This is a genomic window from Nocardia alba NBRC 108234, from assembly GCF_001612665.1.
In the GTDB taxonomy this organism is placed as follows: Bacteria; Actinomycetota; Actinomycetes; order Mycobacteriales; family Mycobacteriaceae; genus Nocardia; species Nocardia alba.
The window spans coordinates 198,601-222,849 of sequence record NZ_BDAX01000023.1; the positions used below are offsets into that span (position 1 = coordinate 198,601).

Here is a 24,249-nt window from a genome sequence, read left to right on the forward strand (position 1 = left end):
CGACGAGACGGGCGATTCCCCGTTGCCTTTCCGCCGCGCGCTCACGCCGCCCAGCCGCCCATCCGGTTGAGGTGATCGCGCACATCGTCGAGGAATCCGGGTGGGAAACGCAGGCTGCCCATCTCGGTACGACGCAGGAATCCCGCCGTCGCGCGGGGGGAGAGTAGACGGGGCTCGGTGAGGAAGTTCTTCAGGTCCTCGTAGGGCTCGTGGACGGGCCAGGTCGACAGGGGTACGCGGTACACGATGCCCGCGTGACCCCAGGCGGCTTTGGGCCACGGCTGGCCCGCGGCTATCGGCTCGCCGACGGTCAGCGGGTCCGACGGCGCGGCCAGCCGTTCGCCGACCCAGCTCGCCATCCGCACACTCACGGCGTTGCCCACCAGTTTCCAGCGATGACCTCGGCGCACGCCGGGAACATCGAGGGCGGGGGCGGTCCAGTCGGCGTCGAACCCCTGTAATCGCTCACCGTCGACGATCCCCGGCGTCACGATCTCGCCCGCGGGCAGCCGGACCGCGGGTGGGCTGGCGATGCCGAGTCCGGAACCACCCTTGAGGGTCGGTACCGCGTTCACCGCCCAGCCGAGGCCGCGCACGCCCTCGGTCCAGTAGAAGCCGCACGGATCGCGGTCCGGATCGCCGTAGTCACGGGGACCGGCATCGTCGCCGAACAGCACCTGGCGGGGGTCCTCGGTCCGTGAGGCCAGCATCAGCACCCGCTGACGTCGTTGCGGTAAGCCGAACGCGCGCCCGTCGACGACCCGATAGGCCCAGGTGTACCCGAGTTCCTCCAGTGCGGCCGTGATGTGGCGCATGGCCGCGCCCCGGCCCAGCTGCAACATGAACGGGACATTCTCGATCAACAGCCACCGCGGCCCGCGCTGCCTGCGGACCAGCCGGAACACCTCGTCGACCAGGCCGGATCGACGGCCGGTGATGCCGGCGGTGCGTCCGGCCTGGGAGAGGTCCTGGCACGGGAAACCTGCCGCGACCAGTTCGGTGCCCGCGGGAAGGGACCGCAGCCGGGTGATATCGGCGTGCAGATCGGTGCCGGGGAACCGTGCCGCGAGGACGCCCTGGGCACCGGAATCGATCTCACACAGCAGTTCCGAAGCCCAACCGTGCCTGCTCAGACCGAGTTCGAGCCCGCCGATCCCGGCGAACAACCCGACCATCCGCGACAACGAGACTCCTGTGTTCTGGAGCGCCGGCGCGCTCGGGTCAGCGGCCACTCGGGTGGTCCGCTCGTCAGCGACCCGCTCCCTCGCGCCTGTGGCGAAGTGTATCGGTCCGCTGAACACGCACCGGCCGCGAACGATCCTTTCCGATGGCGGGCGCCCCGCCGCTCGGCAGGGGTGGACGGGCGGGCCTGTGACGAGGAAAATCGGTGGCCGGGGGTGGGGGTGCTCTGGGACGCTGGACGGGCCGAACTTGTCGGACCCCGGTGCGAACATCACCTGGCGTCCGTACCGGAAAACCAACCAGCCGACCGGGCATCAAGGGGGAGTTTTGTCTGTCACATCAGAGCTGGCGGCTGCCGAATCGGAGGCCGACAGACCGGAGCGGCCAGCGCCGCCGTCGAGTGGGGCACTGCGGTCGCTGAGGCGGTTTCTGCCTTTTCTCCGCCCTTACCGGGTGCCGTTTCTGCTGGCCAACGCGTTGGCGATCCTGACCGCGAGCACCGCGATCGCGATTCCGATGGTCATCGCGCGGGTGATCGACGGCCCGATCGCGCGGCGGGATTTCGTCGGTCTGCTGGCGCCGGTCGCGCTGATCTTCCTGCTCGGATCGCTCGACTCGTTCGGGATGTGGGGCAGGCGATGGCTGGTGTCCAAGCCCTCGACGATGTTCGAAATCACCATGCGCGCCAAGCTTTTCACGCAACTGCAAGCTCTGTCGATCGGCCGCCACGACGGCTGGCAGTCGGGGCAGCTGCTCTCGCGCGCCATCGACGATCTGTCGGTGCTGCGGCGGTTCGTCGCGTTCGCCGCTACGTTTCTCATCGTCAACGGGGTGATCCTGCCCACCGGGCTGATCGTCTTGTTCGCGATGAATTGGCAAGTGGGACTGATCTTCACGGTGATATCGCTGCCGTTGACGCTGTTCTGCGCGCGCTTCGTCCGCCGATTCGAGGTGGCCTCGCGGCTGTCGCAGGACCAGTCCGGCGACCTTGCCACCATCGCCCAGGAATCCGCGCAGGGCGTGCGGGTACTCAAGGCGCTGGGGCGTGGCCGCTTCTTCGGGATGCGTTTCACCGCGCTCTCCCGGGAACTACAGCGCACGGAGATGGAAAAGGTGCGCCTCGACGCCACGCTGTGGGCGGCGCTGGTGACCTTGCCGACCGTGTCGATCGCGGTGTCGCTCGGGGTGGGCGGTTACGCGGTGGTGCACGGGTCGATGACGATGGGCACGCTCGTCGCGAGCATCACGCTGGCCACGTTCCTACAGTGGCCGATCATCTGGCTCGGCTTCCTGCTGTCGGATCTGTTCGAGGCACGCACCGCGGCCGATCGCTACTGGGAGATCATCGACACCCCGCTCGACATCGCCGACCCGCCGCACCCGGCGGAACTACCGACGCCGCTGCACGGGGAACTGGTCATCGACCGGGTCCGCTTCGCCTACCCGCGATCGGGTGACGGTCCGGAGAACACGGTGCTGGAAGAGATCTCGCTGCGGGTGCGGCCGGGGGAGACGGTCGCGCTCGTCGGCGCGACGGGCAGCGGCAAGACCGCGCTGCTCGAACTGATTCCCCGGCTCTACGACGTCAGCGGTGGCCGGATCACCATCGACGGCGTCGATATCGCCACGCTGCGCTTGGCGCAGCTGCGCCGGGTGGTGACAGTGGCCTTCGAGGAACCGGTGCTGTTCTCGGCCAGCGTGCGCGAGAACGTGGCACTGGGCGACCCGCGCGCCACCGACGCCGACGTGCGTCAGGCGCTCGAGATCGCGCAGGCGAACGGGTTCGTCGACGCGTTGCCATGGGGACTCGATACCCGCATCGGCGAGCAGGGCATGAGTCTGTCGGGCGGCCAGCGTCAGCGGCTGGCCCTGGCCAGAGCGGTGCTCACCGGCGATACCTCCACCCCTGGCCGGATCATGGTCCTCGACGATCCGCTGTCGGCGCTGGATGTGGAAACCGAAGAGCGCGTACAGGTTCAGCTGCGGTCGGTGCTCTCCGGCGCGACCACACTGCTCGTCGCCCACCGGCCGTCCACCGCCGCGCTGGCCGACCGCGTCGCCCTGCTCGCCGATGGACGCATCGTCGCCGAGGGCAGCCACGAGAAGCTGCTGCGCACGAGCAGCCACTACCGCGAACTGATGGGAGGTGAGCAATGAGCACCGACGCCGTGACAACGGAGAAGGCGGCGCCAGCGGAGCAGGTCGATGCGGCGGCCGACTGGCGCGGCATCGCCAAGGAGGACGATGCCGTCACCGGCACCGGAAACCTGGTGCTGGCCGGGCGATCCCGGAGATTGCTCCTCGATCTGGTGCGGCCTTACCGCAAGCAGGCGATTCTCACCTTCGTCCTGATCGTGCTCGACAACGCGGCCAAGGTGTCGCTGCCGCTGTTCATCGCCTACGGGCTCGACCACGGAATCAGCCAAGGCCGCCAAGGTAATTGGACACCGATGGTCGCGACCGTCGCGGGATTCGTCGCGGTGACGCTGTTCTCGGGCCTCACCACCTTCGTGTTCCTGCGAGCCTCAGGGTCGCTGAGTCAGCGGGTGTTGTTCGACCTGCGGGTACGCGCGTTCGGGCACACGCAGCGATTGAGCGTGTCGTTCCACGAGAAGTACACCTCGGGCAAGGTCGTCACCCGGCTCACCAGCGATATCGAAGCACTGCAGGAGCTGCTCGAAGGCGCGCTGAATCAGGCGCTGAGCGCGGTGATCTCGGTGGTGACCATCGCGGCCCTGCTGATCTGGCTCGACCCGTTACTCGCCGCGATCGTGCTGATCGGGTTCGTGCCGCTGATGCTGGTCACGCGGTGGGCGCAACGGCGTCAGCGCGCGGGCTACCGGCGCACGCGCGGAGCGATCGCGCGCGTTGTCGTGCAGTTCGTCGAGTCGATGAGCGGCATCCGGGCGGTCCAGGCGTTCCGGCGCGAACACCGCAACGACGAGGTTCTCGGCACCGAGGATTCGGTGTACCAGCAGGCGACGACCACCGCGATTCGCGGGATGGGCGATTACGTCGGGCTGTCCAACTTCATCGGCAAGCTCACCACGGTGATCGTGCTGCTGGTCGGTGCCTGGCAGGTGATGGAGGGCAACCTCGCGATCGGCGTGCTCGCGGCGTATCTGCTCTACCTCGATCAGTTCTACGGTCCGCTCGACGAACTCGCGCAGGTGTTCAACTCCTACCAGTCCGCCGCCGCGGCGCTGGAGAAGATCTCCGGCGTGCTCGAGGAAGAACCGACCGTCGCCGAACCCGAACATCCGGTCGCGCTCGAGCGGGCGAGCGGTGCGGTGCGGATGGACAAGGTCTGGTTCGGCTACCACACCACGTCGGTGCTGCCGGAATTCGATCTGGAGATCCCGGCCGGTCAGGTGGTGGCGCTGGTCGGTGCCACCGGTGCGGGCAAGTCGACGCTGGCGAAACTGCTCACCCGGTTCTACGACCCCAGCGGTGGTGTCATCACCCTCGACGACGTGGATCTGCGCCGCCTGGCCGATGTCGAGCTGCGCAGGCACGTCGTGATGATCACGCAGGAGGCCTACCTGTTCTCCGGCACCATCGCCGACAACATCCGGCTGGGCAGGCCCGACGCGACCGACGCCGAGGTCACCGCTGCCGCGCGGGCGGTGGGGCTGGATGCCTTCGTCGGCGGACTCGCCGACGGGTACGCCACCGACGTGCGCACGCGCGGTGGCAGGCTCTCGGCGGGTCAACGGCAGCTGGTGGCGTTCGCGCGGGTGTTCCTGGCCGACCCGGCGGTGATCGTCCTCGACGAGGCCACCTCCAGCTTGGATATCCCCGGTGAGCGGCTGGTGCAGCGCGCGCTGGAGACCCTGCTGCGCGACCGTACGGCCGTGATCATCGCCCATCGGCTGTCCACCGTGGCCATTGCCGACCGGGTGCTGGTGCTCGACGGTGGCCGGATCGTGGAGGACGGCGCACCGGCCGAGCTGATCGCGGGCCAGGGCCGTTTCGCTGGATTGCACGCCGCATGGCGGGATTCGCTGGTGTGATGCGCCCGTGTTGTGCGGTACCGGGGCTGGTGTCGCTTACCGTAGAGAGGTGACGACCCCAGCCCCGGGCCCGGCCGACGGCCCCACCGAGATCAGACCGGCCTCCCGGTGGCCCGCGGTGCTCACCTGGCGTGCCCACGACAACAGCCGCATGGAATCGGTGCGGGTGACAGTGAACGGCAATCGGATCAGGGCGGCGGGCCGGATGATCGGCTGTGCCGGCGATGAGCACCCGGCATTCAGCGCGTCCTACGACCTGGTCACCGATGAGGCGGGCGCGACGCGGCGGCTGTCGCTGCGCACCACCACGGCGGCAGGCGAACGCCATGCCTCGATCTCGCGCGACGAGGAGAACTACTGGCTCGTCGACGCGGGCGGCACCCACGTGCGCTCCACCTTCGGCGGCGCACTCGATGTCGACGTGGTGCTGAGCCCGTTCTTCAACACGCTGCCGATCCGCCGGTTCGGTCTGCAGAACGCCGTCGGTGACGTCCAGGTCCCCGTCGTCTATGTGCGGCTGCCCGACCTGCTGGTGCAGGAGGCCGAGCTCACCTACTCGAGCGCGTCCGACGGTATCAACGTCCTCTCACCGGTCTCGAGCGCCACCCTCACGGTTGATCCGGAAGGTTTCGTCCTCGATTACCCAGGCTTGGCCGAACGCGCCTGACTCATCCTCAGAGCGTGCGGAGCACCCCACCGTCGCGACCTGCGCGGTGCAGCTCGCCCAGCCAGTCGCCGACGCCGGGGGTGATGCCGGTGATGTCCCAGGTGGCGCGGTTGTCGTAGGCGGTGCGGCCGCGGAAACCCGTCTCGACGAGTTCGCCGAGACCGCCGTCCGCGCGCAGGCGATCGCGCGCAGTGACGAGTGTCTCGATGGCCTCGTCGAGAACCTGTTCCAGCGCGGTGGCGTTCGGCTCGCAGATCGCGCGCACGAGGTCGGGCGCGGTGGCGGCGACACGGGTCCCGTCGCGGAACGAGCCCGCCGCCAGGCCGAGCGCCAGCCTGCCGCCCTCGGCACCCGAGGCGGCCAGCGCTTCGGCCAGCATGTGTGGCAGATGCGAGATCCGCGCGACCGCTCGATCGTGTTCCTCGGCCACCACCGGCACCACCACCGAACCGCAGTCCACCGCGAGCGCCACCACCCGCGACCACGGTCGCACCCGGGTTCCCTCATCCACTCCGACGGCCCAGACGGCATCCCGAAAAAGTTCGGAATCAGTAGCAGCCCAACCCGATTCGGCTGTTCCCGTCATCGGATGTCCGCCCACGTAGTCGGCTTCCAGGCCATGCTTTCGCACCGCGTCCAGCACTGGCCCCTTCACGCTCACCACATCGGTCAGCGGGCAGCCGGGCGCGTGTGCGGCGATCTCGGCCAGAAGGTGTTCGACCGCGGGCATCGGCACCGCGATCACCAGCAGCGCGTTCACCTCGGCGGCCCGAGCCAGCACCGCCGACAGGTCCCCTGACACCTCGAACCCGTCCTGGCGCGCGGCGGAAACGCCGGTCTCGGAGCGGTTGTAACCGAACGCCGGGTACCCCGCTGCGACGGCGGCGCGCAGCAGCGAACCGCCGATCAGGCCGGTCCCGAGGACGCAAACAGCCCCACGCTCGTCGATGCTCATCTGAACAGATTGGCACACGAGTTCATCATTAGGGGTGGGACAGACTACCGTTTGGTCCATGGCAGCACAGCGCTCGGGCACGAACAGGGCGACGTCGGATGACGACTTCGACGTCGAAGGGTTCGCAGTGGCCGTGGTCCGCGAAGAAGGCACATGGCGGGTCAGCCCGCTCAGCTCCGATGCCCTGCACGATCTGTCGGCGGCCGAGACCGAACTTAAGGCTTTACGCAGCTCAGGTGCGGTCTTCGGCCTGATCGACGTCGACGACGAATTCTTCATCGTGTTGCGTCCCGCGCCGAGCGGCACCCGCCTGCTCGTCTCGGACGCCACCGCGGCGATCGACTACGACATCGCCGCCGACGTCCTCGACGTGCTCAATGTCGAGATTCCCGACATCGATCCCGACGACCTCGACGACGTCGAGCCGTGGGAAGAGGGCGACCTCGGAGTTCTGGCCGATCTCGGCCTGCCCGAGCCGGTCTTCAGTGTGATCCTGGCCGAAACCGACCTCTACCCCGACGAGCAGCTCGGCATGATCGCCCAGCGCCTCGGTTTCGCCGACGAATTCGCCGCGGTCCTGGACAAAATGCCGAGGTGACCGACGAGGAGATGATGCGCGCCGCCCTGGCGGCCGCAGCCGACGCCGACCCGCGCGATGTGCCGGTCGGCGCCGTCGTCTTCGACGCGCGAGGCCGTGAACTGGCCCGCGCCACCAACGCCAGGGAAGCCCTCGGTGACCCGACCGCACACGCCGAAGTTCTCGCCCTGCGCGCGGCGGCCGCCGTCCACGGTGACGGCTGGCGCCTCGAGGGCGCGACCTTGGCGGTCACTCTCGAACCGTGCACGATGTGCGCGGGCGCGTTGGTACTGGCCCGGGTCGGCAAGGTCGTCTTCGGCGCCTGGGAACCCAAGACCGGCGCCGTCGGCTCACTCTGGGATGTGGTCCGCGACCGCAGACTCAACCATCGCCCCGAAGTCCGCGGCGGCATCCTCGAATCCGACTGCGTCGCCCTCCTCGATACCTTCTTCAAAAACCAGCGCTGACCAGCCGATTTAACAATCTCCCACCCGCTCCGGTACCGTAGTCGGCGGTGGCGTGTCCGAGCGGCCTAAGGAGCACGCCTCGAAAGCGTGTGAGGGGTAACCCCCCTCCGAGGGTTCAAATCCCTCCGCCACCGCCAAAGCCTCTGACCTGCTAAGCCCAGGTCAGAGGCTTTTTTATGCCGTATCGGCCTACCCGTTCGGTCTGTACCCACATTTCGCCCACACTCCGGTCGCGGCAGTTGGCCTCCGTACGCCGCCCGCAATTACCTCCCGTGTCCGAGTCCCTTCTCGATCCCCTTCGATAATCCGGGTCCTTCGCGTGCCCGTGACTTCAGCTCGGGATGCGGTTCTCGCTGTAGTGTTCGCTCGCGCTCCAACTCCAAACGCTTCTGCTCCAAGTCCTCCCGCGACCGTGCCACAGCAGGCGCGGACATCCCACGGTCCGTCGCCTGCCGCACGTACACCAGGTTCAGGTCTACGCCCTTGTCGACCATCTGAATTTGCTTGGCGAGCGCTACCTCTGGGCTGTGCTTGTCCACCCAGCGAGGACCGTCACCGACCTCGACCACGAGAGCATGAGCCTTGTCGTCCGGCCGTGCCGTTCCCCGCGCTATCGCGTCTACCACCCGTGGGTCGATACCTCGCTCTGCCAGCCGCTTCGCGTCCAACCGCAGGATGTTCGCCAACTCCGGGGCCCGTTCCATTCGGGCCTTGTCTTCTAGCCGGTCTACCCCGCGAGGCTTGCCCTGCTCTAGGGCAGCCCGCTCCAGGGCTTTGTTGTGTGCGTCGGCGATCCGGGCCATCAGCTCCCGGTTCTCCCGCTCACGAACCTCCCGCGCTTGCACCGCACGGGCCTTCTCCCGAATGTCCTGCTCCGCCGCCTTCACATGCTCGACCGTGACCGCCTGACCGCGGGTGTCACGTTGCTGCGCCAGCACGAGTTCGGCGACCTCACGATGCACTGGTGTCGGTAAAGCCAACCCCTGCAACACTTCCCGCTCCAACACCAACCGATCCTCGATCTCGCGCTGCTGCATCAGGTGCAGCATCCCGCCCATGGCACGAGCCATCACAGGATCGACCCCCGGCAGCTCCAACTGCTTCACTGGGGTTTTGGCGGGCACCTGCGCACGCACCGAACTCACCGCGGACAACACGATCTCCCGGTCCACCCGCGCCACCTGCTGCCACAACGCCTGCGCGCGTTGGTCGCGTTGCTGGGCTTGTACCTGCTCGACGATCTGCGCTTCCTTCAACCGCAACTGCGACGCTTCGCGTGCAGCTTTGTCGACACGCTGCGTGAACCCTTTGTCGGCCTCTACCAGGTACGCCAGATCATCGCGGGCCTGGACTAACGCCTCCAACCCGATCGGGTTGCCTCGCTCTTTCGCCTTCTCGATCTCGCGGGTGAACTGCTCCAGCGCGCGCGGCACGGTCCGCAACTCGGGGGAGTCACGCACCTTCTCGATCAAATGCCCCAGCTTCTCGACCGTCTTCGCGCGCACGATCGGACGGCCGGCCTCGACCGCGCGCTCGAACTGCGGCTCTGACAGCTCGACAACCACGAACTTGCCGGGGTAGTCCTTCGCGAGTTGCTGGGCTTCGCGCATTACCTCTGGATGCGGGGGATGTGACTCACGAATGATGTACTCGCTGCGGTCCTGCGTCAGGCCCTTCGCGAGGAGTTCGCGTTCTTTGTAGAGCTGCCGCAGCCCTTCCTTCTTGCTGACCCATCCGGCCTTGAATTCGGTGGTGGTGCCAACGATCTCGACCCCGGCAACCCGAACGACTTGCGCGGCGTCGTGTCTGCGCGGTCCCAAGGTTGTGGGTTGCGGGTGCTCGTGTCGCCACCCCTGCGCTTCCGTGCGGCCTTGAAGGTGCTGGTGGCCGTACATCATCGTGTCGTGCAGGAGTTTTCGGTCACCCCACAACTCGACTTGGCGTTGCCAGTCCAGCGGGTCGCGAATCTTGTCGAGCTGGGTGGCAGCCTCAGCGATCCTGGCCATCACGTAAGCCTTGTGCCCGGCGTCCCCGGCCTCCGTGAGACCGCGATCCGTCCGGGGAACAATGTCATGCGACTGCTCGCCGCCGGGGGTGGGATCAGTCACCGTGCGCCCCCGTCACCGGGGGGAGCGGGCTACACCATGGAGCGTTTTGCGGCCTCGCGTGTCCAGGCGATGAGCCGATCACGTTCGCGCACCAGCTCGCCAGCATTCCGGTAGAGGATGATCTTGCGAATCGACAGGCCCGGATCAGTCCAGAACGTGTGACCCGGAAGTTCGATCGCGGGGCCGATCGGGACGGATTCGTACAGCTTGACCCAAACCCAGTGGCCTTCGCCCATGGTGCGGAGGTAGATGTGTCCGATGCCGCGGGCACACAGTGCGAGGTAGGCCATTTCCTCGGGTGTGGCTTCCTCTCCGATATGCGGAAAACGGGCCAACGCCGCGTCCTCGATCGCGGACAGCCCGGCATCGGTCCATGGGTCATCCAGATCGGCCAAACAGGGAACCACGCTGATGAGCTCGGCAAGGTCTTCTGCTTCGCGTTCCTGCCACGCCCGGAATTCCGGCGACCGCTGTTGTTTCGCCAGGCGACGGAGTTCGATCTCTGAATACGGCCGGTCTTCGCCCATGGGGTGCGCCTTTCCGGTGTGCTCGCGTCGAGTGTGATCCGGTCTGCGTATATCAGGGTAGCCACAGCGCACCGTTCAGTGTTTCGAGTTCCGGAGTTGAGCGCCTGCCCATCGGCGGCACTCGTCCAGGTGCACGGCCACGAACCGCGCTCGTTTGTCGCGGTCCTCGGTGACGCGCCAGATCATGTTCCAGCGGTTGGCCCACATGCCGTTCGCGAGGACGCTCGGCGTGTTCATGTCGTCGTCGGGCGGCCGTCGGTCCGGGTGCGGCCGCGTCGACCGCCGCGGTTGTGTCGGCGTGCAACACGGCCAGCTCGCGCGCCAGGTCTTCGTCATTCATGACGCCCGGATCCTTCCCGGTTCGAGCTGGCCGGCCGATGGGCTCGGGGACATGATCCCCTTGTCCACAAGTAACGCGAACGCTGCACGTTTCGCCGGGCACTCGTCTCGGTTACAGACCCGATGCTGCCGCATCAGGATCCGCGCATATTCGACCGTGATCGGTCCGCTTGGTGCGGCATGGTTGAGCACTGGTGACGGGCGGCCCTCGTCTTCGTGCTCGCTGTTGATGCGGTCCATGATTTCCTGCACGGTGACCGCGTTCGCCGCGGTGCGCGGCTCTCGCGCTCGCTGTTGCTCCGGCACCTGAATATCCCGCTCTAACCCCCACATGACGGCCTTCTCTCTCCAGAGTTGGTGTGCCTCCGCCGCCGGGGGATGAGGGCCACCCGGCGGCGCGGCTGAACTCAGCGTCCGCCGATAACCGAGACAGCGGAACCTCCTACGTTTCTCACTTCAGGACGTCCCGACGGGTGTAGAACGTCCCTATGTCGAACGAGCGGTTGCGAGCCGCGATAGCCGCGCGCGGATGGACACACGCGATCCTGGCTGAGGCGACGAATGTGGATCCGAAATCGGTCGAGCGATGGGTGAACCTAGGTCGAGTTCCTAGGCGCCAGACCGCAATCCAGGCCGCCGACTGCCTCGGCGAAGACCTGCACGCGCTGTGGCCCGAGCTCCGGCAGACGCGCGCCGCCCGCGCGGTAAGCCCCGAACTCGTCGCGCTCTACGGCCAGCGCGCCGACGTTGCCCCGTCCATGTTCGTCGACCTCTTCGCACGAGCACACGAGCGCATCGACATCCTGGTCTACGCGGCGGTGTTCCTGCACGAGGCGTACCCGCGGCTGAACACTCTGCTTGTCGAGCGGGCCGCGGCCGGCTGCACGGTGCGGATCGCCGTCGGCGACGCCGACAGCGCCAACGTCCAGCAGCGCGGCAGGGAAGAGAAGTTCGGCCACGGCATCGAATCGCGCTGCCGCCTGGCCCTGCTGCACTTCCAAGCACTGCACGCGACGCCCGGGATCGAGATACGGACGCACTCGACGACGCTCTACAACAGCGTCTACCGGGGTGACGACGAGATGATGGTGAACGCGCACGTGTGGGGCACGAACGCTTACGCCGCGCCCGTCTGGCACCTGCGCCGTATCGTCGACGGTGGCCTATTCGACACCTACGCCGACAGTTTCGATGCGGTCTGGCAGACCGGCCGACCGGTGAAAGGTTGAGCAGATGGCGCGCACCGAGTTCTACGACGACCCCAACGCACCCGAGCCGAACAGCCTCGTCGTCGCGGCGTCGGCGGTGGTGTGTGACGACCAGGGGCGCATCCTGCTACAGCGGCGCACTGACAATGGGCTGTGGGCGTTGCCCGGCGGCGGTATGGAGATGACCGACAGCCTCCCCGGTTGCGCGGTGCGTGAGGTCAAGGAAGAGACCGGCCTCGATATCGAGATCACCGGGCTGGTGGGGACCTATACCGACCCGCGCCACGTCATTGCCTACAGCGACGGTGAGGTCCGGCGCCAGTTCAACGTGTGCTTCCTCGCTCGTGTCACCGGGGGTAGCCTCGCCATCTCCGACGAGTCCACAGAGCTGCGGTTCGTGGCCCCGGCGGAGCTGGCCGGCCTCGACATGCACCACACGCAGCGGCTCAGGCTGGCTCACTACATGGAAGGGCGAATCGCGCCCTATCTCGGCTGAGTTTGCGCCAAAAGCCCCTCGCTTGCGCAGCAGGCGGGGCTTTTCCTGTCCGGGAGGGCGCGAGAACTGTCGTCGGGTATTCACCTGCTCCGACCTGCCGTGTATTCCTCGCGTAATAGACTGGGTTACACCGAATCCTGGAAGGAACGATGATTATGCGCGGGCGACAGCCGCCACCCGCGAAGTCCGGGATGGGGCTCGGGGGAAAACTTATGGTCCTCGTCGTGCTCGGCTGGCTCGCCGTCGGGCTGCTCGCCGCCGGGCAACGCCACCACTTCGCCCACCTGCCCAAGCAATGTTCGGACTGGGCCACCATCGCGGTCACCGCCGCGGCGGGGCCGACGAATTACATCGGGCTCAATCCGCGTGTCACCGAATGCGAAGTGCCGCAACCGAGTCAGTAGGAAATGGCCGGGGAACCAGAGCTCCCCGGCCATCGACGCTCAGCCTGTGGGTGTCGCCACGACCGATCGCTGCGCGGCCTGGACCTCGCGCAGCCGCGAGCCCTCGATATCGATATCGGGCACGATCCGGTCGAGCCACTTCGGCATCCACCACGACCACTTGCCCAGCAGCACGAGCAAAGCGGGAATGAGCACCATCCGGACGACGAACGCGTCCAAGGCCACACCCACCGCCAGCGCGAAACCCATCGACTTGGCGGTGACATCGGATTCGAGCAGGAACGAACCGAACACCGAGATCATGATGATCGCGGCCGAGGTCACCACGCGCGCGCCGTGGTGATAGCCCTTGATCACCGCGTCGGTGGGGTCGGCGCCGTGCACGTACTCCTCGCGCATGCGGGTGACCAGGAACACCTGGTAGTCCATGGCCAGGCCGAAGACCAAGCCGATCAACATGATCGGCAGGAAGCTGACCAGCGGATGGGGATCCTTGATCAGCCCGAGTTCACCCTCCTGGAAGATGAGCACCGTCGCGCCGAAGGTGGCGCCCATCGACAGCAGGAAGCCGAGCGCGGCGGTGAGCGGGACCAGAATGGACCGGAATACCAGGATCAGCAGGATGAACGCGGCACCGGCCACGATCGCCATGTACGGCACGATCTTGCTCAACAGGACATGGTCGATATCGGCGTAGATGGCGGTGGTTCCGGTGATGCCGTACGACATCTTGTACTGCTCGTTGAGATCGGATTCCGCGGCGCGCGCCGACTGCACCAGATCCTTCGTCGACTGCGCGTTGGGGCCGGTCTTCGGTATGCCGTTGATCAGGGCGCCCGCGCCGTCCTTGCTCATCTGCGGCTCGGTGACCAGATCCATATCGGAATAGGACCGCAGCTTGTCGCGTAGAGCGTCGAGCGCCGCCGCGCGCTGGTCGACGGGGGTTTCGCTGAGGTCGACGGCCACCTGCAGGACACCGTTGCTGCCCTCGCCGAAGCCCTCGGTGCGCAGGTCGTAGGCCTTACGGACGGTGGTCGACTTGGGCAGGCTGTCCTCGCCCGGCAGGCCGAGATTCAGGTTCAGCGCCGGCGCGGCGAGCAGGCCGAGCACCACGATGGCCAGCAGCATCGTGACGGCGGGGAACCTGGCGATCACCCTGGCGACGCGGGTGCCGTTGGTGACGACGCTGTCGTCCTCTGGATCGTGCTGGGCGATCAGCGGCAGCTTCGGCTTGAACAGCGCCTTGCCGAAGGCGCCGAGCAGCGCGGGCATCAGGGTGATCGCGGTGAGTACGGCGAACGCCGCCGCGATGGCGCCACCCAGACCCATGAAGGTCAGGAATCTGACCCCGACGATGCCGAGCCCGACCAGCGCGATGATGACGGTGAGCCCGGCGAACACCACCGCCGAACCCGCCGTACCCAACGCGGTACCGGCCGCCTCTTCAGCGGAATCCTGCACCGCCAGTTCATGTTTGTAGCGCGAGACGATGAACAGCGCGTAGTCGATCGAGAGCGCGATGCCGATCATCGAGGCCAGGAAGGTGGTGAAGCTCGGCACCGAGAGCACCGAGGTGGACAGGAAGATCAGCGATGTCGCCGCGCCCAGCCCCACGATCGCGGTGATGATCGGCACGAAGGCGGCGACGATGGCACCGAACGCCACGATCATCACCACCAATGCCACGGCCATACCGATCATCTCGGACTTGCCGCTCGGCATCTCCTGTTCCATCGCGATGGTGCCGCTGATCTCGACCGTCAGCCCGGCCGCGCGGGCGGAGTCGCCGGCGTTGTAGGCGGCGTCGCGTGCCTCGGCGGTGATGTCGGCGAAGTCGGTGATCGCGAAGGGGACGCTGAAGTACGCGACGGTCTCGGGCGCGGTCTCGCTCAGCACGTTCAGGGGCGCGCCGCTGCACTTCGATGGATCGGGTTGTCCAGTGAGACAGCCCATTTCCTCGGTCGCGGTGATCGGGTTCACGATCGGTTCGGCATGGTCGACGATCTCGAGCTGCTCCAGGTCGCCGATCAGGCCGTCGATCGCGGCGCGGTTGGCCGGATCGGTGAGCTTCTGGCCCGGGGGCGCGCCGACGACATAGGTGCCGGTCACCGCGTCGAACGCGAATGCCTCCGACATACCGGGGAAGTGCTTGTCGAGGATCTCGGTGGCCCGCTCCGAGGGCAGGTTCGGCATGCTGAAGTCGTCGGTCATCGGCTTCTGCAACGAGGATCCCAGCCCCGCGAGCACCAGGAAGAACAGCAACCAGACGGGCAGCACAACCCATTTGCGGCGAAAGGCCAGCTTGCCCCACCGGTAGAGATAGATGGACACGGTTCTTCTCCTCGTGGATCGGTGCGAAGCGCGGATCGGAGGTGTAGCCGGTCGAACTGCCCTGAGTCTGGTGCCCAGCAACGGCGATATCAAGCACCGGTGCAGCGCGGACAAGCGAAAAGAACGGCCCCGCAATCCGGTAGCGGATTGCGGGGCCGTGCTCGTGATGGGTGGGTCAGCCGACCGAAACCGGGTGCTTCACCGTTTCGACCTTGTCGGCGCGCAGCTGCTCGAGCTTGGCGCCCTCGACGTCGATATCGGGCACGATGCGGTCGAGCCACTTCGGCATCCACCACGACCACTTGCCCATGATCACCAGCAGTGCCGGCACCACGATCATGCGAACGATGAACGCGTCGATCGCCACACCGGCGGCCAGCGCGAAACCGAACGACTTGGCGGTGACGTCGGTCTCCAGGATGAAGGAGCCGAACACCGAGATCATGATGATCGCGGCCGAGGTCACCACGCGGGCACCGTGGTGGTAACCGGAGACCATCGCGTCCTTGGCCGACTTACCGTGCACGAATTCCTCGCGCATGCGGGTTACCAGGAACACCTGGTAGTCCATGGCCAAGCCGAAGACCAAGCCGATCAACATGATCGGCAGGAAGCTGACCAGCGGCTGCGGATCCTCGATCAGGCCGAACTTGCCCTGCTGGAAGATCAGCACCGTCGCGCCGAAGGTGGCGCCCATCGACAGCAGGAAGCCGAGCGCGGCGGTGAGCGGGACCAGGATCGAGCGGAATACCAGGATCAGCAGGATGAACGCGGCACCGGCCACGATCGCCAGGTACGGCAGGATCTTGCTGAGCAGCACATGGTCGACATCGGCGTAGATGGCGGTGGTGCCGGTGATGCCGTAGGCCATGCCGTACTTCGCGTTCAGATCCGCTTCCGCGCCACGTGCTTCGGCGACCAGGTCCTTGGTGGCCTGGTTGTTCGGACCGGACTTCGGGACACCGTTGAGGATGGCGCCCTGGTTGTCCTTGCTCCACACCGGCTCGGTGACGTAGTCCATGCCTTCGTAGGACTCGAGCTTGGCGCGCAGCGCGCCGACGGCGGCTTTGCGCTCGGCCTCGGGCGTGCCACTCAGGTCGGCGGCGACCATGAGCACACCGTTGCTGCCTTCGCCGAAGCCTTCGGTCCGCAGGTCGTAGGCCTTACGGATGGTGGAGGTCTTCGGCATGCTGTCGTCGCCGGGCAGGCCGAGGTTCAGACCGGCGGCAGGCGCGGCGAGCGCGCCGAGCACGACCACCGACAGGACCAGCGCGACCCACGGGGCCTTGGCGATCACCTTGGCGAAGCGCTGGCCGTTGGTGACCGAGGTCTCGTCTTCCGGATCGTGCTGGGCCACGATCGGCAGCTTCGGCTTGAACAGCGACTTGCCGAAGGCACCCATCAGCGCGGGCATCAGGGTGACGGCGGTGAGCACGGCGAACGCGGCGGCGATGGCGCCACCCAGACCCATGAAGGTCAGGAACTCCACGCCGACGATGCCGAGCGCGCCGAGCGCGATGATGACGGTGAGACCGGCGAAGACCACGGCCGAACCGGCGGTGCCGAGTGCGGTACCGGCGGCTTCCTCGGCCGAATCACGCACGGCCAGTTCGTGTTTGTACCGGGAGACGATGAACAGCGCGTAGTCGATCGACAGCGCGATGCCGATCATCGAGGCCAGGAAGGTGGTGAAGGCGGGCACCTCCATCACCGAGGTACCGAGCATGATCAGCGAGGTCGCGGCGCCGAGGCCGACGATGGCGGTGATGATGGGCACGACCGCGGCGACGATGGCGCCGAAGGCCACCACCATCACGATCAGCGCGACACCCATGCCGATCAGTTCGGACTTGCCGCTGGGCTGTTCCTGCTTCATCGCGATCGAGCCGCTGAGCTCGACGGTCAGCCCGGCGTTGCGGGCTTCGGCGCCGACCTCGTAGGCGGCATCGCGCTCGGCGTCGGTCACGTCGGTGACGGCCTTGATGGTGAACGGGACGCTGAGCACGCCGACAGTGTTGGGCGCGGTCTCGTTCAGCACGTTGAGCGGGGCGGACGAGCACTTCGACGGGTCAGGGGCGGCCAGGCAGCCCATCTCCTCGGTGGCCGCGACCGGGCTGGACAGCTTCTGCTCGTGATCGACGATCGCGAGGTCGTTGAGCTTGGCGATGAACGCCTCGATCGCGGCCCGGTTGGCGGGATCGGTGAGCTTCTGGCCCTCCGGCGCGCCGATGACGTAGGTGCCGGTGACGGCATCCATCGAGAACTGCTTCGACATGCCTTCGAAGTGCTTGTCGAGGATTTCGTTGGCGCGTGCCGACGGGAGCTCGGGCATGCTGAAGTCGTTGGACATCGGCTTGCTCAGCGTGGCGCCGAGACCGCCGAGCAGCACGAACAGCAGTAGCCAGACCGGCAACACAATCCATTTGCGGCGGAAAGCGAACTTTCCCCAGCGGTACAGGTATACGGACACGCGTGTGCTCCTAGCGCGAAGAACGGGTGGGTGGCATGGCTCGTAGACAGCACTCGCGGGCCACCCCAGCGGGACCCGCCTCCACAACATCGTTTTCTGCCTACCGTGCGGTAGGTAGACTACCTAGTGAATAAGTGGAGGAGCAACCTCGATATCGGGGACACAGGATCCGTCACATCGAATCATGGGAGGATTTCCGCCATGCCCGCCCGAGACACCATCGACACCGTCACCGCAGGTGGGGGCACTAAACAGGCGATCCGCGACGCCGCGGTGCAGCTGTTCTCCGCCAAGGGCTTCGAGCAGACGAGCCTGCGCGAAGTGGCGGATGTGGTGGGAATCACCAAGGCTTCGCTCTATTACCACTACGCGTCGAAGCTCGATCTGCTTATGGCGATCATCGATCCGATCATCGATCACATGCGCGCCATCGTCGACGATATCGAGGCCGTTCCGTACAACGACGAAGGTATCCGCGCGGTCCTGCGCACCTACCTGCGCGGCATGATCCGCCATCGCGACGCGGGCGCGCTCTGCGTGCGCGATACCGCGGCCATCGTCAACGCCATCGCCGATCGCTACCCCGACCTGATGGAACCCACCCGTGAGCTGCGGGAGTGGCTGGCCGGGCCCAGCCCGACCCAGAGCTCTCGGCTGCGAGCCTCGGCGGCGATCGAGGTGCTCGGAGTGGCGCTGGTGTCGTCGGAACTCGCGCCCGGCGCCACCGACGAGCTGGTGGAGCGGACCCTGCTCGACGCGGCGACCTGCGTACTGACCGCATGCGGCACCGCGTAAGTTCGACACCGTGCATATCACCGCCAGGGTCGATTACGCGGTGCGAACGCTGCTCGAACTCGCCGCGGCCGATGGAGTCGTCAAGTCCGAGGCCATCGCCGCCGCCGCGCAGATCCCACCGAAGGTGCTGGAGACGGTGTTGGCCGAACTGCGTCGCGCCGAGCTGGTATTGAGCAGGCGCGGGCCCGACGGCGGGTATCGCCTCGGCAGGCCCGCGACCGAGATCTCGGTGGCCGATGTGATCCGCGCGGTGGAATCGCCGCTGGCGTCGGTGCGCGGACAGCGGCCCGAAGATGTGCGCTACCCCGGCGCGGCGGAACCTCTGCAGCAGGTGTGGATCGCGCTGCGCGTCAATATCCGGGCGGTGCTGGAGAACGTCACCATCGCCGACGTCGCCACCGACCGGCTGCCGGGTTTCATCGGTGAGCTGGTCGCCGACCCCGGCGCCTGGGTGCGGCGCGAGCCGCGCACACCCGCGGGGACCTGAGGTTATCCACAGTCCGATAGTTATCCACAGGGTGGGTAAAAGTGCTCGGCGCTGGTCACCCGCGCGCTGTAGCCTTCGACCATCATGTTGATCTCCCTGCTGCGGACCTATCTGGCCCCGTACCGCGCTCAGCTGGCGGGTGTCCTCGTTCTCCAGCTGATCTCGGTTATCGCGATGCTCTACCTGCCCAGTCTCAACGCCGACCTGATCGACGATGGCGTCACCAAGGGCGATATCGGTTATATCTGGAACACCGGTCTGTGGATGCTCGCGGTGAGCTGCGTGCAGATCGTGGCATCGTCGGCATCGGTGTACTTCGGCGCGCAGGCGGCGATGGGCGCCGGTCGCGACATGCGCGGCGGCGTGCTGCACCGGGTGGAGACCTTCTCGGCCAGAGAGGTGGGGATGTTCGGCGCACCGTCGCTGATCACCCGCTCGACCAACGATATTCAGCAGGTTCAGCTGCTCATCGTCATGTCGGTGACCATCCTGGTGATGGCGCCGATCATGTGTATCGGCGGCGTCATCATGGCGCTGCGCGAGGATCTCGGGCTGTCGTGGTTGCTGCTGATCGCGGTGCCCGCCCTCGCGCTGTCCATGGGCACGATCGTGGCCAGGATGGTGCCCGGGTTCCGGCAGATGCAGGAACGCATCGATGGGGTCAACCGAGTGCTGCGCGAGCAGATCACCGGTATCAGGGTGGTGCGCGCGTTCGTGCGTGAGCGGCAGGAGATCTGGCGTTTCGGCACGGCCAACACCGCGCTCACCGACGCGTCTGTGCGCGTCGGCAAGCTCATGGCGCTGATGTTCCCGACCGTGATGTTGATCAGTAATCTCACCGCGGTCGGGGTGATCTGGTTCGGCGGTCACCACGTGAACAACGGCACCATGCAGATCGGTTCGCTCACCGCGATGCTGTCCTACGTCATGCAGATCCTGATGGCCGTCATGATGGCTTCGTTCCTGGCGATGATGGCCCCGCGTGCGGCCGTCTCCGCCGATCGGATCGGCGGAGTGCTGGAGACCGAGTCCTCGGTCCAGCCGCCGGGGTCGCCGCAGTCGTTCGCGGGTGACCAGGCCACCGTCGACATGCGGTTCGCGGAATTCGCTTTCCCCGGCGCGGAGAAGCCGGTGCTGCGCGGTATCCGGTTCCAGGTGGAACCCGGTTCCACCACCGCCATCGTCGGGTCGACCGGAGCCGGCAAGACCACGCTGCTCAACCTGATCCCGCGCCTGATCGACGTCACCGATGGCGCGGTCTACATCGGCGGCGCCGATGTGCGCCATCTAGACCTCGAACTCCTGCGAAATGGGATCGGACTGGTGCCGCAGAAGGCATACCTTTTCTCCGGCACCATCGCGACCAACCTGCGCTACGGCAAGCCCGACGCCACCGACGACGAGCTCTGGCACGCGCTCGAGGTCGCCCAGGCGGCCGATTTCGTGCGGGAGATGCCACAGGGGCTCGATACTCCGGTGGCCCAGGGTGGCACCACGGTGTCGGGCGGTCAGCGTCAGCGGCTGTGTATCGCCCGCGCGCTGGTCCGCAGACCACGAATCTTCCTGTTCGACGATTCGTTCTCCGCGCTCGATGTCGCCACCGACGCCCGGCTGCGCGCCGCGCTGAAGCCCGAGACCGCCGACGCGTCGGTGATCATCGTGGCCCAGCGGATTCAGACGATTCGCGACGCCGACCAGATCGTCGTCCTCGAAGACGGTGCGATGGCCGGCATCGGAACCCACGACGAACTGATGCGGACCTGCTCGGAATACCGCGAGATCGTCGAGTCCCAGCTGAGTGTGGAGGAAGCCCGATGAGGCCAGGTGGACCCGTACCCGGGGGCCCGCAATCCAAGGCCAAATCGTTCAAGCCGTCGCTGAAGCGACTGCTGAGCAGGCTGGCTCCCGAGAAGTTCACGGTCGCGGTGATCGTCGCGCTGGTGATCACCTCCGTGGTGCTCAATACGCTGGGTCCGTACCTGCTCGGTAAGGCGACGAACCTGGTGTTCGACGGCTTCGTCGGCAAGCAGCTCGCGCCCGGGCTCACCAAGGACCAGACCGTCGAATTGCTGCGCGACCAGGGCGAGAACACCCGCGCCGACATGCTCTCGGCGATGAACGTGATCCCGGGAACCGGCATCGACTTCGAGGCTGTCGGGCACGTGCTGATGCTCGTGCTCGCGCTGTACGTGGCCGCCGCGGTGTTCGGTTGGCTGCAGGGCTACCTGCTCAATATCGTCATCAACCAGACCGTGAAGCGGTTGCGCGACGAGGTGGAGCAGAAGCTGCACCGGCTGCCGCTGCGCTACTTCGACACCGCGCCGCGCGGTGACGTGCTCAGCCGCGTCACCAACGACGTCGACAATGTCTCGCAGAGCCTGCAGCAGACGATGAGCCAGCTGCTGGTCTCGGTGTTCTCCGTGATCGGCATCCTGATCATGATGTTCTGGATCTCGCCGCTGCTGGCGCTGCTGGCGCTGCTCACGGTGCCCGCCGCGATCGTGGTCACCGCGCAGATCGCCAAGCGATCCAAGCCACACTTCGTCGACCAGTGGAGATACACCGGCGAGGTGAACTCCTCGGTGGAAGAGGCCTACACCGGCCACGAGATCATCACCGCGTTCGGCCGCGGCCGCGAGGTCGGCGAGGAGTTCGACAAGCGCAACGACAAGCTCTATAACGCGAGCTTCAAGGCACAGTTCATCTCCGGCCTGATCATGCCGGCCATCATGTTCCTCGGAAACGTGAACTTCGTGTTCATCGCGCTGGTCGGCGGGCTCCGAGTGGCCACCGGCAACCTGTCGCTCGGCGATGTGCAGGCGTTCATCCAGTACTCGCGCCAGTTCAGCCAGCCGCTCACCCAGATCGGCGCGATGGCGAACCTGCTCCAGTCCGGCGTCGCCTCGGCGGAACGGATCTTCGAGATCCTCGACGCCGAGGAACAGTCCCCCGACCCGGTGCTGGAGAACGCGCGCCCGGTGGATCGGGGACGGGTGGAGTTCGAAGCGGTGTCCTTCGGCTACGACCCGGAAACGCCTGTCATCGAACGGCTTTCGCTGGTAGCCGATCCCGGCCATGTGGTCGCCATCGTCGGCCCCACCGGCGCGGGCAAGACCACGCTGGTGAACCTGCTGATGCGCTTCTACGAACTCGACGCGGGCACCATCGCGATCGACGACGTCGACATCACCACCATCACCCGCGATCACCTGCGCTCGCGCATCGGCATGGTGCTGCAGGACACGTGGCTGTTCAAGGGCACCATCCGCGAGAACATCGCCTACGGCAACCCGACGGCGTCGGAAGCCGACATCCAGGCCGCGGCCACGGCGGCCTACGTCGACCGGTTCGTGCACGCGCTGCCCCACGGCTACGACACGATCATCGACGAGGAGGGCGGCGGGGTGAGCGCGGGCGAGAAGCAGCTCATCACGATCGCCCGCGCGTTCCTGGCCAAACCGTCGATCCTGATTCTGGACGAGGCGACCAGCTCGGTCGACACCCGTACCGAGTCGCTGGTCCAGCACGCCACCGCGGCCCTGCGCCGCGACCGCACCAGTTTCGTGATCGCGCATCGGCTTTCGACGATCCGTGACGCGGATCTGATCGTCGTGATGGACAAAGGTCGCATCGTCGAACACGGCACCCACGATCGGCTACTGGCCGAGCGCGGACCCTATTACAACCTGTACAACGCCCAGTTCGCGGCTGTATCTGATTGAGCGCTGGCGCGCTCGAGTTCGCGCCCCTGGCGGTCCCGTCGATCAGGCACCGTTGCTTGCTCCTTCGTCGCCTACGCAACGGCGCCTGATCGACGGGACGGGCGCGAACCGCCGACTTCGTCGGCGTCCCCTCCTCGGGGTCGGGGAGTGCGGCCCCGGGGGCGGTGCGCAGGGCTGGCACGATGGGGCGGTGGCTGATCGCAGCGAGTTCTCCTTCGAAGTAGGTACCCGTCTGGACGGGGGCAGGCACGGTCGGACCGGGGTGATCTCCACCCCGCACGGCGAGATCGCCACGCCCGCCTTCATTCCGGTGGGAACCAAGGCTTCGGTGAAGGCTGTGCTGCCGGAGACGATGCGCGAGATCGGGGCGCAGGCGCTGCTGGCCAACGCCTACCACCTGTATCTGCAACCCGGCGCCGACGTTGTCGATGAGGCGGGTGGGCTCGGGAAGTTCATGAACTGGCCGGGGCCCACCTTCACCGACAGCGGGGGGTTCCAGGTCATGTCGCTGGGGGTGGGGTTCAAGAAGGTCCTCGCCATGGAGGCCGTGGATATTCGATCCGATCAGGTGATCGCGGCGGGCAAGGAGCGGCTGGCCACCGTCGATGACGACGGGGTCACCTTCCGTTCACACCTGGATGGATCGAAGCATCGATTCACACCCGAGGTGTCGATGGGCATCCAGCACGAACTCGGCGCGGACATCATGTTCGCCTTCGACGAGCTGACCACCTTGATGAATACCCGTGGCTACCAGGAGAAGTCGCTGCAGCGCACGCACGAGTGGGCGCAGCGCTGCATCGACGAACACGAACGGCTCACGGCGGTACGCGGGCATCGGCCGTATCAGGCGCTGTTCGCGGTGATCCAGGGCGCGCAGTACGAAGATCTGCGGCGCAAGGCTTGTCGTGAACTGGAGTCGATCCGGGGTGTGGGCGGAACGGAATTCGACGGATACGGCATCGGCGGAGCGCTCGAAAAGCACAACCTCGGCACTACTGTCGGATGGTGCTGTGATGAGCTGCCCGAGGCAAAACCACGCCACATGCTGGGGATCAGCGAGCCGGAGGACATGTTCACGGCGATCGAGAACGGGGCGGATACGTTCGACTGCGTCAATCCCTCGCGGGTGGCGCGTAATGCCGCGATCTATGTCGACGAGGGCCGGTTCAACATCAACACCGCGCGGTTCCGTCGGGACTTCACTCCTATCGACGAGGAGTGTGACTGCTATACCTGCGCGCACTACACCCGCGCGTATCTGCATCATCTGTTCAAGGCGAAGGAGATGCTTTCGGCGACGTTGTGCACGATTCACAACGAGCGGTTCACGATTCGGCTCGTTGACCGCATCAGGGGCAGTATCGAGGGTGGGTACTTCGATGAGTTCAAGAAGGAGTTCTTGGGGCAGTGGCGAGGGCGGATCAAGGTGCCGGGGGAGTAGGCGATGGGGAGCGGGGAACTGAAGGGCTGGGTCGGGTACCAGGATCGGTAGTCCCAG

21 protein-coding genes and 1 tRNA gene are annotated in these 24,249 nt (G+C 66.5%); 14 read left to right on the forward strand and 8 right to left on the reverse strand.

Features of this window, described 5'->3' with window-relative positions:
• Positions 1-41: 41 nt before the first annotated feature.
• The gene (locus NA12_RS24610; protein WP_067456050.1) at positions 42-1,175 is read right to left on the reverse strand and encodes a DNA cytosine methyltransferase; all 1,134 of its coding nucleotides are present in this window, start codon (positions 1,173-1,175) and stop codon (positions 42-44) included.
• 460 nt (positions 1,176-1,635) lie between these two features.
• Between NA12_RS24610 and NA12_RS24615 the strand changes: the two genes are divergently transcribed.
• The 3 genes from NA12_RS24615 to NA12_RS24625 are packed head-to-tail and all read left to right on the forward strand — an operon-like array spanning position 1,636 to position 5,862.
• Positions 1,636-3,339, forward strand: coding sequence for an ABC transporter ATP-binding protein (locus tag NA12_RS24615; RefSeq protein ID WP_084473069.1), 1,704 nt, complete (start codon positions 1,636-1,638; stop codon positions 3,337-3,339).
• The gene (locus tag NA12_RS24620) at positions 3,336-5,195 is read left to right on the forward strand and encodes an ABC transporter ATP-binding protein (RefSeq protein ID WP_174551127.1); all 1,860 of its coding nucleotides are present in this window, start codon (positions 3,336-3,338) and stop codon (positions 5,193-5,195) included. The genes NA12_RS24615 and NA12_RS24620 overlap by 4 nt, the downstream gene beginning before the upstream one ends.
• Positions 5,196-5,244: 49 nt before the next feature.
• Positions 5,245-5,862 (forward strand): putative glycolipid-binding domain-containing protein, encoded by a 618-nt coding sequence (locus NA12_RS24625; RefSeq protein WP_132369749.1) that lies wholly within the window; start codon positions 5,245-5,247, stop codon positions 5,860-5,862.
• A gap of 7 nt (positions 5,863-5,869) precedes the next feature.
• Here the strand turns inward: NA12_RS24625 and NA12_RS24630 are convergent, their stop codons facing one another.
• Positions 5,870-6,817 (reverse strand): prephenate dehydrogenase, encoded by a 948-nt coding sequence (locus NA12_RS24630; protein ID WP_067455902.1) that lies wholly within the window; start codon positions 6,815-6,817, stop codon positions 5,870-5,872.
• 58 nt (positions 6,818-6,875) lie between these two features.
• Here NA12_RS24630 and NA12_RS24635 point away from each other — a divergent pair, with 58 nt between their 5' ends.
• From NA12_RS24635 to NA12_RS24645, 3 genes are all read left to right on the forward strand, one after another.
• On the forward strand, positions 6,876-7,415 hold the full coding sequence (locus NA12_RS24635; RefSeq protein ID WP_067455904.1) for a tRNA adenosine deaminase-associated protein: 540 nt from the start codon (positions 6,876-6,878) through the stop codon (positions 7,413-7,415).
• Between the two features lie 11 nt (positions 7,416-7,426).
• Positions 7,427-7,861 (forward strand): nucleoside deaminase, encoded by a 435-nt coding sequence (locus NA12_RS24640; RefSeq protein WP_132369802.1) that lies wholly within the window; start codon positions 7,427-7,429, stop codon positions 7,859-7,861.
• Between the two features lie 46 nt (positions 7,862-7,907).
• Positions 7,908-7,998: transfer RNA gene (locus tag NA12_RS24645), tRNA-Ser, on the forward strand.
• A gap of 126 nt (positions 7,999-8,124) precedes the next feature.
• On the opposite strand, the gene NA12_RS24650 is transcribed toward NA12_RS24645, so the two are convergent.
• The 4 genes from NA12_RS24650 to NA12_RS33855 form a co-directional block, all read right to left on the reverse strand.
• A complete protein-coding gene (locus NA12_RS24650) occupies positions 8,125-9,969 on the reverse strand; it encodes a hypothetical protein (protein ID WP_067455909.1) in 1,845 nt (614 codons plus the stop codon).
• A 29-nt stretch (positions 9,970-9,998) separates the two neighbouring features.
• Positions 9,999-10,496 (reverse strand): hypothetical protein, encoded by a 498-nt coding sequence (locus tag NA12_RS24655; protein ID WP_067455912.1) that lies wholly within the window; start codon positions 10,494-10,496, stop codon positions 9,999-10,001.
• A 75-nt stretch (positions 10,497-10,571) separates the two neighbouring features.
• On the reverse strand, positions 10,572-10,733 hold the full coding sequence (locus NA12_RS33850; RefSeq protein WP_157106412.1) for a hypothetical protein: 162 nt from the start codon (positions 10,731-10,733) through the stop codon (positions 10,572-10,574).
• A gap of 99 nt (positions 10,734-10,832) precedes the next feature.
• Complete coding sequence (locus NA12_RS33855) at positions 10,833-11,168, reverse strand: hypothetical protein (protein WP_132369750.1); 336 nt, start codon at positions 11,166-11,168, stop codon at positions 10,833-10,835.
• Between the two features lie 155 nt (positions 11,169-11,323).
• Between NA12_RS33855 and NA12_RS24660 the strand changes: the two genes are divergently transcribed.
• The 3 genes from NA12_RS24660 (at position 11,324) to NA12_RS24670 (ending at position 12,943) form a co-directional block, all read left to right on the forward strand.
• Positions 11,324-12,064, forward strand: a complete 741-nt coding sequence (locus NA12_RS24660; RefSeq protein ID WP_067455915.1) for a DUF5919 domain-containing protein — start codon at positions 11,324-11,326, stop codon at positions 12,062-12,064.
• A 4-nt stretch (positions 12,065-12,068) separates the two neighbouring features.
• Positions 12,069-12,539 carry an NUDIX domain-containing protein gene (locus tag NA12_RS24665; protein ID WP_067455917.1) on the forward strand — a complete coding sequence of 157 codons (471 nt, stop codon included), beginning with the start codon at positions 12,069-12,071 and terminating at the stop codon, positions 12,537-12,539.
• Positions 12,540-12,694: 155 nt separating this feature from the next.
• Entirely contained in the window at positions 12,695-12,943 is a 249-nt protein-coding gene (locus tag NA12_RS24670; protein WP_307188360.1) for a hypothetical protein, read from the forward strand.
• Positions 12,944-12,982: 39 nt separating this feature from the next.
• On the opposite strand, the gene NA12_RS24675 is transcribed toward NA12_RS24670, so the two are convergent.
• Positions 12,983-15,274 carry an MMPL family transporter gene (locus NA12_RS24675; RefSeq protein WP_067455923.1) on the reverse strand — a complete coding sequence of 764 codons (2,292 nt, stop codon included), beginning with the start codon at positions 15,272-15,274 and terminating at the stop codon, positions 12,983-12,985.
• Positions 15,275-15,449: 175 nt separating this feature from the next.
• Positions 15,450-17,744, reverse strand: coding sequence for an MMPL family transporter (locus NA12_RS24680; protein ID WP_067455926.1), 2,295 nt, complete (start codon positions 17,742-17,744; stop codon positions 15,450-15,452).
• A gap of 201 nt (positions 17,745-17,945) precedes the next feature.
• On the opposite strand from NA12_RS24680, the gene NA12_RS24685 reads away from it, so the two are divergent.
• The 5 genes from NA12_RS24685 (at position 17,946) to tgt (ending at position 24,192) form a co-directional block, all read left to right on the forward strand.
• Positions 17,946-18,539 (forward strand): TetR/AcrR family transcriptional regulator, encoded by a 594-nt coding sequence (locus NA12_RS24685; RefSeq protein WP_067455930.1) that lies wholly within the window; start codon positions 17,946-17,948, stop codon positions 18,537-18,539.
• 10 nt (positions 18,540-18,549) lie between these two features.
• Positions 18,550-19,026, forward strand: a complete 477-nt coding sequence (locus NA12_RS24690; RefSeq protein ID WP_067455933.1) for an RrF2 family transcriptional regulator — start codon at positions 18,550-18,552, stop codon at positions 19,024-19,026.
• Positions 19,027-19,110: 84 nt separating this feature from the next.
• The gene (locus NA12_RS24695) at positions 19,111-20,844 is read left to right on the forward strand and encodes an ABC transporter ATP-binding protein (protein WP_067455936.1); all 1,734 of its coding nucleotides are present in this window, start codon (positions 19,111-19,113) and stop codon (positions 20,842-20,844) included.
• Positions 20,841-22,748: an ABC transporter ATP-binding protein gene (locus NA12_RS24700; RefSeq protein WP_067455939.1), complete on the forward strand. Its 1,908-nt coding sequence runs from the start codon at positions 20,841-20,843 to the stop codon at positions 22,746-22,748. Before NA12_RS24695 ends, NA12_RS24700 begins: the two co-directional genes overlap by 4 nt.
• Positions 22,749-22,938: 190 nt before the next feature.
• Positions 22,939-24,192, forward strand: a complete 1,254-nt coding sequence (gene tgt, locus NA12_RS24705) for a tRNA guanosine(34) transglycosylase Tgt (RefSeq protein WP_067455942.1) — start codon at positions 22,939-22,941, stop codon at positions 24,190-24,192.
• Positions 24,193-24,249: the final 57 nt, after the last annotated feature.